The organism is Sphingobacterium sp. SG20118 (assembly GCF_044740685.1).
Classification (GTDB): Bacteria; Bacteroidota; Bacteroidia; order Sphingobacteriales; family Sphingobacteriaceae; genus Sphingobacterium.
This window is the reverse complement of sequence record NZ_CP172826.1, coordinates 991,897-1,005,478: the sequence shown is the minus strand read 5'-3', so window position 1 is coordinate 1,005,478 and position 13,582 is coordinate 991,897. Positions and strand designations below refer to the sequence as shown.

Annotated in this window: 10 protein-coding genes; 4 read left to right on the top strand and 6 right to left on the bottom strand. The window is 36.9% G+C overall.

Annotation, left to right across the window (positions count from 1 at the left end; all coding sequences use genetic code 11):
* Window positions 1-43: 43 nt before the first annotated feature.
* The gene (murI, locus tag ACFX5U_RS04660; protein WP_280569895.1) at window positions 44-874 is read left to right on the top strand and encodes a glutamate racemase; all 831 of its coding nucleotides are present in this window, start codon (window positions 44-46) and stop codon (window positions 872-874) included.
* 236 nt (window positions 875-1,110) lie between these two features.
* Here the strand turns inward: murI and ACFX5U_RS04655 are convergent, their stop codons facing one another.
* Both ACFX5U_RS04655 and asnB read right to left on the bottom strand, forming a co-directional pair.
* A complete protein-coding gene (locus tag ACFX5U_RS04655) occupies window positions 1,111-1,659 on the bottom strand; it encodes an asparagine synthase-related protein (protein WP_400262625.1) in 549 nt (182 codons plus the stop codon).
* 85 nt (window positions 1,660-1,744) lie between these two features.
* Window positions 1,745-2,800 carry an asparagine synthase B gene (asnB, locus tag ACFX5U_RS04650; protein WP_400262624.1) on the bottom strand — a complete coding sequence of 352 codons (1,056 nt, stop codon included), beginning with the start codon at window positions 2,798-2,800 and terminating at the stop codon, window positions 1,745-1,747.
* A gap of 294 nt (window positions 2,801-3,094) precedes the next feature.
* On the opposite strand from asnB, the gene ACFX5U_RS04645 reads away from it, so the two are divergent.
* The 3 genes from ACFX5U_RS04645 to ACFX5U_RS04635 all read left to right on the top strand — a co-directional run bounded on the left by ACFX5U_RS04645 (window position 3,095) and on the right by ACFX5U_RS04635 (window position 4,701).
* A complete protein-coding gene (locus tag ACFX5U_RS04645) occupies window positions 3,095-3,658 on the top strand; it encodes a Crp/Fnr family transcriptional regulator (protein WP_038702201.1) in 564 nt (187 codons plus the stop codon).
* Window positions 3,659-3,877: 219 nt separating this feature from the next.
* Window positions 3,878-4,321, top strand: coding sequence for a VOC family protein (locus tag ACFX5U_RS04640; protein ID WP_038696665.1), 444 nt, complete (start codon window positions 3,878-3,880; stop codon window positions 4,319-4,321).
* Window positions 4,321-4,701 (top strand): VOC family protein, encoded by a 381-nt coding sequence (locus tag ACFX5U_RS04635; protein ID WP_038696663.1) that lies wholly within the window; start codon window positions 4,321-4,323, stop codon window positions 4,699-4,701. Before ACFX5U_RS04640 ends, ACFX5U_RS04635 begins: the two co-directional genes overlap by 1 nt.
* 103 nt (window positions 4,702-4,804) lie before the next feature.
* On the opposite strand, the gene ACFX5U_RS04630 is transcribed toward ACFX5U_RS04635, so the two are convergent.
* The 4 genes from ACFX5U_RS04630 to ACFX5U_RS04615 form a co-directional block, all read right to left on the bottom strand.
* Window positions 4,805-5,776 (bottom strand): arginase, encoded by a 972-nt coding sequence (locus tag ACFX5U_RS04630; RefSeq protein ID WP_038696661.1) that lies wholly within the window; start codon window positions 5,774-5,776, stop codon window positions 4,805-4,807.
* 246 nt (window positions 5,777-6,022) lie between these two features.
* Window positions 6,023-9,865, bottom strand: coding sequence for a TIM-barrel domain-containing protein (locus tag ACFX5U_RS04625; protein ID WP_400262623.1), 3,843 nt, complete (start codon window positions 9,863-9,865; stop codon window positions 6,023-6,025).
* Between the two features lie 313 nt (window positions 9,866-10,178).
* Entirely contained in the window at window positions 10,179-12,563 is a 2,385-nt protein-coding gene (locus ACFX5U_RS04620; RefSeq protein ID WP_400262622.1) for a mechanosensitive ion channel family protein, read from the bottom strand.
* A gap of 307 nt (window positions 12,564-12,870) precedes the next feature.
* Window positions 12,871-13,548 (bottom strand): M15 family metallopeptidase, encoded by a 678-nt coding sequence (locus ACFX5U_RS04615; RefSeq protein WP_400262621.1) that lies wholly within the window; start codon window positions 13,546-13,548, stop codon window positions 12,871-12,873.
* Window positions 13,549-13,582 lie beyond the last annotated feature (34 nt).

Sequence of the window (13,582 nt, the reverse complement as noted above, 5' to 3'; positions counted from 1 at the left end):
AGAAACCAAAGTGCTATAAGGTAATTCTTATAGCACTTTTTTTATGGAGCAAGAAAAACAGCATATTGGTCCAATAGGGATTTTTGATTCTGGATACGGTGGTTTATCGGTATTCAAGGAAATCAAAAAACAACTACCACAATACGATTATATCTATCTAGGCGATAATGCTCGCGTACCCTACGGTACACGCTCATTCGAAACGGTATATGAATTTACTAAACAATGTGTTTTTAAGTTATTTGAACTTGGATGCAATCTGGTTATCTTAGCCTGCAATACAGCTTCAGCAAAAGCACTACGCTCTATTCAACAGCACGACCTTCCTCCCGGAAAAAGAGTATTGGGGGTCATACGCCCTACAACAGAAATTGTAAAAGAATTTACAAAAACCAATCAAGTCGGTATTTTGGCAACAACAGGCACCGTAAAATCAGAGTCTTATAAAATTGAAATCAATAAGTTCAATCCTGAAATTCAAGTTTTTCAGCACGATTGTCCTTTTTGGGTTCCCTTAGTTGAAAACAATGAAATCGATACCGAGGGGGCTAAATATTTCGTTGGAAAAGATATCAAGGAATTGTTAAAACAATCGCCCGATATCGATACGATCATCTTAGCTTGCACCCATTACCCATTGTTGCTACCTGTGATCACACAATTCGTGCCCAAGCACATCAGCATCATTTCGCAAGGCCCACTCGTTGCCAAGAGCTTAAAAACATACCTGCAAACACATTCAGTAATTGAGAACAATAGTTCCAAACAGGGAACATTACAGTTTTTCACAACAGATGATCCTCGAAATTTTGAATCAAAAGCAGAAATATTTTTCGGAGAAAAAATCAAGGCCAATCATATCAAAGTATCTTAGTAAGGTAACCAAAGGAATAAGAAAACAAGACCATTCCTGACGCTCACCACACTGGTCTTTTAAGTAAAAAGGAGTAGAATTATAGAACTCCACTCCTTTTTCGCTAAATACAGCGCTATTCCTAGAAAATGTGCGACACATCCTTAGCGCTGTTTTTTTAGTTAACCACGCGCTTATTTTACATGACTTTTCGAGGGCTGCATATTTGAAACTGGATAAAGAAACATTGACGGCTTTTAATCCATTAACACTTCTTTTTTCGCATAACTATCAAGATGCACAGCCGCAACTGCTCTTCCCGATGGATCATTTAAGTTTTGGAAGGAAGCATCCCATAGCAATGCTTCTGGAGTACTGCAAGCAACTGACTTAACCGATGGTACCGTTCTCGAGGCAGCTTCTGATGGAAAATGAGACTCAAATATGCTGCGATATAAAAATTCTTCTTTATTTTTAGGTGTATTGATTGGAAATCTATCTGCTGCACCTGCAAATGCAACATCGCTTACTTTACGCTCAGCCTGTTCTTTGAGGGTATCGATCCAACTGTATCCAACACCATCAGAAAATTGTTCCTTTTGTCTCCAAGCGATACTTTCTGGCAGGTAATCCTCAAAAGCTTTACGTAACACCCATTTCTCCATACGCCCATCTTTAATCATTTTATCCGTTGGATTCATGGTCATGGCTACATCCATAAATTCCTTATCTAAAAATGGTACTCGTCCCTCAACACCCCATGCCGCCAAAGATTTGTTGGCACGTAGACAATCATATAAATACAACTTCTTTAATTTCCGAACTGTTTCTTCATGAAATTCCTTCGCATTCGGTGCCTTATGAAAATATAGATATCCCCCAAACAACTCATCAGAAACCTTCTCCAGATAACACCATTTTTATTCCCATCGATTTAATGACGCGAGACAATAGGTACATCGGTGTCGAAGCCCTGATCGTGGTCACATCATAAGTTTCTAAATGGTAAATGACATCACGGATGGCATCGAGACCTTCTTGAATCGTAAAGTTGACTTCATGATGGATCGTACCAATATGATCAGCTGCTTTTTTGGCTGCAATTAAATCTGGAGCACCTTTTAAGCCAACTGCAAAAGAATGTAGTTGCGGATACCATGCCTCGTCCTCATCGCCAGATTCGATACGTTTTGAAGCAAACTTCTTTGTAATAGCAGCGATAACAGACGAATCTAATCCACCTGATAGCAATACGCCATAAGGTACATCGGACATCAATTGACGGTGTACAGCAGCCTCCAAAGACTCGCGCAGCCTGACGATATCAGTTTCCGCATCTTTGACCACATCGTAAGACTCCCATTCCCTTGAATACCATCTTTTGGGTTCCTTACTCTCGATACTATACATATAATGTCCTGGAGGAAATTGATCCATCGTGGTACAGAATCCTTCCAACGATTTTAATTCCGATGCCACAAAAAACTGTCCTTTTTCATCAGAACCATAGTAAAGCGGTATGATGCCCATATGATCGCGAGCTATTAAAAAAGAACCGTCGCGGGCATCGTATAAAGCAAAACCAAAAATTCCGTTTAGCTCTTCTATAAACTGAGGACCTTTTTGCAAATACATCGCTAATATAACCTCAGAATCTGATTCAGTCGCAAAATCATAGTCGGGCAAACTGGCACGCAATTCTTGATGATTGTAAATTTCTCCATTTACCGCCAACACAACCTGTCCATCGGGACTATATAACGGTTGACTTCCGGATTTTGGATCTACAATAGCTAAACGCTCATGCGCCAATATTGCCTGTTCTGAGCTATAGATACCTGACCAATCTGGTCCACGGTGACGTATACGTTTAGACATTTCTAAAACTTGAGGTCTAACGACTTCAACAGAATCTTTCAAATCAAATGCTCCAATGATACCACACATATTATTATTTTTTTATTGTTTCTATCCTTTAGTTGAACTATTGGCACAAATTAAAACAAATAATAATTAAATTCATAATGTTTTTTAAATTTTATTAAAAAATTAACATTAAAACATCAGATTACTTATCATTTATACATCAAAATGACTAAATCAATATTTAAATTAAAAAACAACACCTCCCCCCTATCCCCTATCTGTCATGATATTAAAATAATCCTTTTCATTTTTTTAATAATTTTCGCCATTTTTTACATAAATTCATATCAAGAAACGCACGATAAACGACCGATTATGAAAGCTTTACTCCATCATTATGAAAATCTTAACATCAAACCAAGTGACCTTAAAAAAATTATAATGGGACATGAACTTGTTCATTTTTCTAAAAATGAATATTTGCTTCGTAAAGATGACAAAGCCCATGAATACTATATCTTAGAAGGTGGTTTGATACGTTCCTTTATCCATGATTATAATGGTAATGAAATTACAACAGATTTTTTTGGAGACCATGATATCGTCATCGAAGTCACTTCCCTTTTCCTCCAATTCCCATCGCCTGAAAATCTACAATGTTTAACAGATTGTACCCTGTGGAAAATCGATTTTAATACTTTTCAAGCGTTATATCATACGATTCCTGCATTTAATGAATGGGGACGCTCCTGGATGACCTATGCTTTACATATTAATAAAAAACGCTTTATTGATATGGTTTCACTTTCTGCTTCCGAGCGTTATCATAATCTAATCAGTAACAAACCCCAAATAATCAAGCAAGCTGCACTAAAATACATCGCCTCCTATCTTGGCATAACTGATACCTCTTTAAGTCGAATAAGAAAGGATTTTTAATGATTTTTCATCACTTGCATTTCTTGTCATATGCGAAGTGTTTTGGCTATATATTACCTTAAATTTGAAAGAGATGGCATATTAAACTCAGCTATTTGGAACGCTATTCTAAGGGAGATTCACGAATGTAAATAAATGTCTCCCTTCATTTACCTCCTGACATACAGTTGTCAATAGAACGATTACTTTTGATTTAACTTAAATATAAAAAATAAAATTATGGCTATTTTACATGCTTATCTAAACTTTAATGGTAATTGCGAAGAAGCATTCGAATTTTACCAATCTGTCTTCAATGCACCTTCATTAGGCGTATATCGTTTTGGAGATATGCCTGCCGACCCCAATTTCCCTACACCTGCCGATGCTGCTAATAAAGTAATGCATACGGCAATCAAAATCAATGATACGGTCATGCTGATGGGGTCTGATTGTATTGAAGGTTTCGGACACAAGGCAACAACTGGTACCAACGCTTATCTGATGTTGGATACTCAAACAGCTGAAGAAGCGAAAGATTTATATGCTAAACTTACTGCTGGCGCCCAAAATATTGAAATGCCTTTAGGCGAACAATTTTGGGCAGAATTATATGCATCATTTCAAGATAAATATGGTATCTCTTGGATGGTTCACTTTGAAGGAAATAAAAAAATGCAGTAATGAAAAACACTGTTGTTTACTTTGAAATCCAAGCAACGGAACCGGAAAAACTAATTGAATTTTATGCCCAAGTTTTCGACTGGAAGTTTTCAAAAGAAGAAAATTTACCAATTGTATACTATCGCATAGAAACTGCGGGAATGATGGGCGGGTTGTTACAACGACCAGCCGCTATTCCCCCGACACATTGTGGAACCAATGCATTTACCTGTTCCATGGAAGTTGAAAATTTTGATAAAATAGCGGCTCTAATCTTAAAAAAGGGCGGACAGGTTGCGCTTCCTAAATTTGCGATACCGGGACGATGCTATCAGGGTTATTTTATCGATACCGATAACAACGTTTTTGGAATATTTGAAGTAGATAGTCAGGCACATTAGTACATAAAAAAGGATGAATAATAAGTATTCATCCTTTTTTCATCTATTTATAAATACTCGAATCATAAGTGAGCGATACCTGTAAATTGTTTTCCAAACATATTTAATGTACCAGTTTTACCGTTCGTTCGATTGATTTTGTTACTTTTTCCAAAATATCAAAAGCAACCTCAGCAGCCTTATTCCCTTTATTGTCCAATAGCGGATTAACCTCTACTATTTCAAAACAAACGACTTTTTTAGCACTTAAAATCCCTTCAAGAAGAGCCACAATTTCTGTTGGAAAGAAACCCTTGGGCACAGGTGTACCGGTTCCATTAGAGATCAGTTCGCTATCCATGCTATCCACATCAAAAGAAACATAGATCATATCGCAATTTTCTAGTTTCTGCAATACTTCGATTACACAACAGCTCACTGTTTTATTTCGTACCTCATCTACCGTATAATTTTTCACTTCCAGTTCACGCATCAAAATATCCTCTGGTTCTTCGGTATCGCGAACACCAAAATAAACGAGATTCTTGGATTTAAACTTCCCTACCTTTCCCCCAATCTCTTTTAACTTATGCCAATATTTCTTTGTGTCCTCGTCAATAGCATTCACCGCACATGATAGGTTGTCTTCATCCATAGTTGCAGCCAAAGGCATCCCATGCATATTACCTGAAGGTGTTGTATAGGGAGAATGTATATCAGCATGTGCATCGATCCAAATGATGCCCAAAGTCTTATGAGGAAATGCAGCCTTTATTCCAGAAATAGTCCCAATGGCAGAAGAATGGTCACCGGAGAAAACAAGTGGAAAATGGTCATCCTCCAACGTTTTTTCAACAACGGATGCCACCTCACGACATTGTTTTAAAACTTGTTTAATTCTTTTGGCGAATGGATACAATGTACGATCGTATATAGCATCGTTACGGGTTTTAACATCAACAAAAGGATAATCATGAAAATATTGACTTCCTTTATTAATTGCCGCAATTTCAATTGCATCTATGCCTAAGTCGGAGCCTCTGGTACCGGCCCCAATATCCGACCTATTCTTGATGATTTTAATGGATCTTTTCATATTACAAATGTAAATGCCAAGCTATTGATGATACACAAAACCAATATGATATGCTTGTCTGTCAAATACCCCAAGTATAATTCGTGTTCAAAAGAGGAGTGTAACTATCATAGTTAGTTATAAAGATATATATTTTACCTGAACAAAGCTCATTTACATGCCAATTTTAAGTCTAAAATTAGCATAAAAAAAGGGCTAAGAAATCTCTTTCTCAGCCCCTTTTGCAAATCAAAAAAATTAATAAAATTAGAATTTGACTGTGTTTAGATATTTATCAACTAAAAACCCTTGAACAGCTTTCAAATTATAAAGAACATCTTTTTTCGCTCTTAATTTCAAGATGAAGAGATCTTCATTTCCATTTATTGCTTTCTTATCGCCAATGTTTACAAAAGTCGGGTACAACACTTTTTCTCCACTTGTATGTAGACGGTCATTGGTCAGATTGTCCATATCCTGAACTGCCAATGCTTGAACAGATACAAACTCATAATCCTGAGACTGATAAGGTAATCCAAAACTAATAGCATTCACAGATTTCAAATCTTTACCTTTTACTGTAACTTCAATGATCTCTCCCTTTTTATAACTTTGTTTTGCTGTTGTCAGGCTGATCTGACCAGCCACTTTATCTAGCTTAGCATCGTTAACTCCGCCATCCAATTGGGTAGCCACGATCGAAATATCATAAGCGTCGATCACATCATTTTTATTGATATCACCATTACTCACATACCCTTCAAAATCAGCATCACCCCTTTTCAATCCGGTGTAATTTGTATAAGATGTTAAATCATTTCGATCAATAAGTCGGTCATTATTGATATCTCCAGGGATGTAACTTTCCGTTCCAGGTACTTTAAAAACATAAAGCTCGCGACCTGAACCAAAGCCACCTACACCTTCAGTAATCGCCAATTTTACATAACGAGCTGTTGGATGATCTTTAAAGTTGAAAACCTTCACTTCATCACTGCTTTTCCATTCAAATGGACCAGCTTCCGTCCAATTGTCTTTATCTGTGCTCGAGTACACCTTTCCTTTCAACAGGCTTCCATTACCTTTTCTTGATAAATAATGAAATTTATCCAGTTGGTTCACAGATTTCAGATCCAAGACCATATCAAATGGTAACGAATTTTTACCCCATACGGTATGCCACATATTGCTTTCATCAAAATCAAGCAGCTTATCGATACCTGAACCTTCTTGATTTTCGGCAGTCGTTTCTCCCTTAATATTCTGAATCGCAAATTCCAATGGATTAGATTTGGTTACTGCTTTGATTTCAGTCCAATCTGATTTCGTCTGTTTATTGACTGCGCGTAATTTAAACGTATATTCCGTCTCTGCTTTTAATCCATCAAATAACAATGCATTGTCTTTAATGGTGGTGTAAAACATGTCATTAAATTCGATTTCATAATAATCGGCAAGATCCACCTTATTCCAAGAAGGAGTCAATGTATATGCTGCTTTATTCTCTTCGGTAACCACCGCATTTTGCGGTGCTACTAAATCACCTGCCGTCATATGGAAACGATCAGTAGGTGTAAATTGAAATCCTTCGACCGACAAGTTCACTTCATTGACCGTAATATCTGTAGCTGCTAATTTAATATGGACAAGTGCATTTTTAGTAATGACCTGCTTTTCAAATTCACTGCCTTTCGTCGAGAATTTGTTCATATTCGGCATAGCCTCATAAAAATACACGTTCTCTTGGTTTTCCAATTCTCCCAAAGATTTTACTTCAACTAATTTCAACTTTCGTTTCCCGATTGAAGCCGTTAATTTTTTAGGCTTTGCAGTTACATTTATTCTAAATTCCGTTTGCTTATCCTTAATGAATCCATCAAAATCACCTACAGTAGTTTTTACAGTAACAAAAACACGATTTTTGTTATCTAAAGTAGATTCAATCAACGTTGAAGTTCCTTTCCCTAATTTATAAGCCTCGGAAATACCATCATCATCATATTCAGTAAACGAAGTTTTTCCTGCCGGATAAATTTCATAGATCCGAAGACCCTGGTTTATCTCATGCACATTATTATTCGGATTTGTCATCGGGATAATAGCACCTCTTTTTACAAAAACAGGCAATTTCCATATTGGAGCATCAAAATTATTGAGGATAACATTACCATCAAATTGATCCCCTGAAAAATAATCAACCCAAGTTCCTGCTGGTAAATAGATTCCATTGCGGATATCATTCCCTTTATCATCAGATTTTGTAGCTTGATAGATTGGCGCCACTAATAATGAAGGTCCATAAAGGTATTCATATTGGGTAGCTGTCCCTTGCGTATAGGCATTAGGATATTCTAAAAATAATGCCCGTATCATAGGCAAGCCATCTACCGCTTCTTTCGCAATACTATAAGCATAGGGCATCAATTCTGACTTCAACTTCAAATAATTTCGATTGATAGAAGTAACAGGTTCGCCCAATGCTTGCGGATACTTTTCATTCGAACCCCAACCATCCATATTCAATTCCATAGGCGTAAATGTTTTCCATTGGAAGTCACGGATATTGACAGCATTATTTTTTCCACCAAAAATACCATCCATATCAGAAGTGATATTTGGCTGTCCAGACAAGCCAGACCCCAGATATGTTGGGATATGAAATCGAATATACTCCCACACACCACCAGTCTGATCTCCAGACCAAATTCCTGCATAGCGTTGTGTACCTGCCCAGCCGTCTAATGAAATTGTAAACGGTCTAGCATCATTCCCATAATAAGGGATGATATGACCAACATCGGCTACGCCATTCAATCCAAAAGAATAACCAGCACCTACCCAAGCCACATCTGTTTTCAATACACGTACACCCGCATCTCTCACTTCCTTCACAATATCACGTTGCAACAGTGCACTGATTTCAGATTTCGGATGTAAGTCAGACTGTGTCCACAATCCAATCTCAACACCATTTTTACGCGCATAGTCGCCTAAACTCTTTAGATTGGCAATATTACCATCCAAAGTTTCTGTCTGTCCATATCCCGCTCCGTAACCATCGTTGGGCAATAACCAGCCAAATGGCATATCATGCTTCTTATAACGATCAATAACGGCACGAGCCGAGAATTGATAATTATTCAACTCACCATTCAATGATTCCTTGATACCGCCATTTTCCTTTTGACTTTCTTTATAGCGTTTTCCATCTTCAAACAGAATCCCCTTCTCATCTTCCTTCCAATAATCACGATTATAAGCATTCAAATGTCCCTGATAAAAGCCAAACTTCGGCAGTAAAATAGGATTTCCTGTCAATTGATAAAAATCATTCAATAAGGGCACAGCTCCCTCATTGACCATAAAGAAAACATCCAAATATTCGCTGTCATGTGCTAACTGAACCTGTCCTTTCTCCTTAGCCCCAAAATCATATTTACCAGGCTTAAAGGTGTGCCACATAAATCCATATCCTTTCGAAGACCAATAATAAGGAGTAGGAGAAGCGACACCGCCATCCGTCCAACTATTTTGATTTTCAATCGAAATAATTTTCCCTTTATGAGAGAATCGTCCATTCTGGACACCGCCACCATAAAAATATTCCTCCGGATTTTCTTGAAGACTTAAGGTTACTTTTCCTTTTTCAAACTGAATCGGCTTCGTAAAAACAATGGCCTCTCCATTGCTTTTCTGATTGATGACTTTCAGTAAATTGGTTGTTTTATCAATCAGAACAGTAATTTCACCTGTTGTAATAGTTATCTGATTATTAGCGTCGCTAAGGTCTAACTGCTGGATGGGACTTCTTGGATTTGAAACTAATATTTCAGCTGCTGGCTTCGCTTCGGGATTACGAATGATACCGCCTGCATTATCCTGAAATAACCGAAAAATATGACCTCCATAAAAGTCGAAAGTCAAACGTTGATTATCGGAGAATAGCACCTCAATAGTCGACGCATTTATTTTTTTTGCACTTACAATAGTTAGTTCAGGGTTTGTTTCCTGTTGAATAGCTTCAGACCTAAAATTGGCTTGCGCTGGAGCAATACTCACCATTAAAGGCAATGTTAAAGCGAACATCACCTTCCTGTGTTGTTTATACATTATATAACAATTTTGTGTTTTTCCTATTTTATTTATAGCTGTTTAGACGTTAAATAATAATTTGTTTTAAAACTGTTTTTAGGTGTGTAAATGTAGGAAACAGAATTGAAAATAATAGATTGTATCCATTAAAATACACGTTACCACCTATAATGGATACGATATACCGTAATACGTACCAGAATACTTGCACGATAATCTCCGATTATAGAAAATAGTTGTGAAGCAGAGCAAAGAGCTCAAAAATGAAAAAGGCCATAACTGCTTCGTTATGGCCTTGTATGTGATGCTATATATTCAGCTATTTCGATAATTAAGCAATACTGAAAAATTTCAATCCTTCCTTTTTGAAGCGATCATCCAATTCGATCAATACATCATTTTTAAAACCACCAGCGTTACCCGAATTATCAATCCAACAACTAATGCTTAAATAAATCATCCCCTCACTGATGTCCTGAACACTGATTCCCGTTCCCAACTCAGGTTTACTGTATTTGCTATTTTCAACCGCTTTTTTAATCCATGATTTTAATGTCTCAAGATCGGCAGAACGATCTACCTGCACCACAAAACTAGTTTTTGCATCATCATTAGATAAAGTCCAATTGACAACACGACCGGATAACAGATCTCCATTGGGAATAATAACCTCAGCACCATCACCCGTATTCAAGACACTCGCACGAATCCCGATTTCTTTGACGCGACCCTTTTTGTCAGCCAGTTCGATACGATCGCCAACCCGAAAAGGCTTATCAAAAGCCAAGATAATTCCAGACACAAAATTATTGATGATGTTCTGCATCCCAAGTCCAATACCAACACTCAGTGCCCCTACGATTACCGTTAACTTATCTAAACTTACTCCCAATGCCGATATCGCTATGAAAAATCCAACAACGATAATAATCAACCTAAATAGCGGAAATAAGGTCATCTTTTGATCGTAATCTTTACTTATTGTACCATTTTCACCTCCGATCAAAAGTAGATTCAAGTTCTTTTGAAACCAGTTTGCAGCACTTAGTATGATAACAGCCAATACCAAATTACCAAATGTAAAACTGATACCACCCAATTGATGGTTATTGCTTAAAAAATTGGAGACAGAAGATGCCAATGAAGCTGCAAACTGTAAGTTATTCGCCAATACAATGATGGCCAGCAGTAAACATACAAACTTCAGTACATCGCCTGTAGTTTTCAAAGCACGTTCCTCACTAAACCGTAACCAAAAACCTTTTTTAATCCTATTTCTCGCAAATTGATTCCTGACATCATCTTTTATCATTTGCATAAAAAATGTCAATGTAAAAGATTGCGCCAAACCAACCACACCAGCAATACTAAAACTACGCGAATGGTCTACATACCCTAAAATATTCAAAAGAATAGCACAACCATTTAAAATAGCAAATACAATAAAAACAGGAAGTTGAATGTATCCAGCAGCAGCACTATCTTTGATATTTTTCTTTAAATAGAAACCAATGTATAAGGCTGCAATATTAAATACAATACATACAATTCGCAAGATGAGGTCACCACTGACGACAGAGTTGACAAGTACATCGCAGATATAAAAAAGGAGTAAAAAACCAACAATCTTGCGGTGTTTTAAAGTAATTTTATTCTTCAACAAAATCCCAAACAGGGCAATAATCAGAAATTGGGTGCCCTGAATAACTAATGTTGGCGTAACAATAGCAACAATAGGCAAAAGCGTTAATAATAAAACCAACGCCTTTCCAATCTGGACCCACGGATTAAAGGGCAATTTTGTATCTAACTTTGTATTATTATTTTTATTTAAAACATAAGCTGTAGAAGCAATCCAGTATAGATAAGCGAGCACGAGCATAACCAATAAAACCCTGCTTGTCCAGGTAGTTTTATTCACATAAGTATCTAGAGACTTGCTCTTACTATAGTTATTTTTTAAGTTATTTAAGATTTTCTCCTTTGTAACTGTCGCGCCACCAGCTTTCCACAAGGAGCTTTTCACCGTGGAAGAATCAGCACGTTTCTTATTTATATTTTTTGCAACAGTTTCTTTAACATGATTCGAAACACTACTGTAAGCTCTCAAATCATCATAAGTCATGTCTACAGAAACTTTCACAGAGTCTATTTTACTTTGCACCTGTTGCTCAGACGTCGTCAAATATTGATTTAATCGTTCATTCGATTCACTTTGACTATATTTCGTTCGGAAATCTTTCAATTGACTTAAGGTCAGTTCAAGACTTTGATTGTAGCTCGCTAAGCTGCTTTGAAAGGCGTTTAAGTCTGCTATTTGAGTTTTTATATAAGTTGTCCATGCAGTGACCGAATCTGCTGGTAAGACCTCTTTAAAGGCATGCACCTTGTCAACGAATTGAATGCGGAGGTCGCGTTTATGCATAGCCTCTTTTTCCAATGCTCCAGCATGGATATTAGCAATATATTTTACATTAATTTTTGATAGATCTGTACGCAAACTATCAGCAGCCACATCCTTCTGTACAAGAGTAGTATCGCTATTATTGCGACGGGATTTATTTTCTCGCCGATTCAAATTATTGCGGTTGCGCGAATGACTACCTAAAGCGCTCTCTTGCTTCGCATGAAGGGTATCAACTGCTACCTGAGCCGGGCTCTTCTCACAAAAGGACAACAGTAAAAATAAAATCAATATATATTTAGATAGTTTCATGCAATAATTTCAATAAAAAAAATGTAATATAAACGTATTCAGGACTAACACATTAAAACGAGTTCTGGTTTTCAAGCTTAGATAAATTTGTTTTATTTACCATTTTAGTGGTGTCCTATGTAAAGCAAAGTTATCCATTTCTCCTGTTCCATCAAGAGAATTTTTAGAGGGAAAATAATTAATTATGTCCGATTAAAGCGGATTAACAGATGGAAAATTTCCGTAAGTATCTGATCATCCTTAAAAATAAGATAGATAAGGTGAATCGCATACAGTCTCAAGACTTCAAGCGAAAGTCTGTTTATTGTTATTTAACATCGAAATCAAAATACGTTTTTTGATAAGGCTCATCGACCAGTGTATAATGCCACCATTCCTTAATATATCCTTTAAAACCATATTTCGACATGACATTTTTCAATAACAATCTATTTTCCTTTTGAGTACGATTGATTGCCGGGCTATTGAAATGTGAAACAGCTCCAAAAAAATCAAATGCTCCCCCCATATCCAACTCCTTGCCATTTTCAAGTTCCATAATAGTCAGGTCGACAGTACTTCCACGACTATGTCCAGATTTATTTGCAATAAAGCCCAACTTGAATAAATTGCGCTTATCGATATGCGGATAAAACTCTCTTTTCCCTAGCGTATCGTCAATTTGTACTGCCCATTTTTGAAAATGTGAAACTGCTTTCTGCGGCCGGTAACCGTCAAATATTTTCAACGCCAAACCTTGCTTATTCAACTCCGCCTCTATTTTCTTTAATGCATAGGTCGCCTTAGTACTTAAGATAAGTACAGGAGCATTATATCCGTCAACTTTTCTACCGACAAAGTTATGCGAACCATAATACCGCAAATCAGTATGTATATGAGGTATGACTTCCTTAACATAACTAAAGCCCTTCGGTAGCTGCTGCTGTGCAGATACAGGTTCAAACCCCACTATTAAAACCAAAAGAAGATAGAAGTGTGTTTTCATCAGCATAAATTGTTTCTCAAGACCAGTGAGCTAT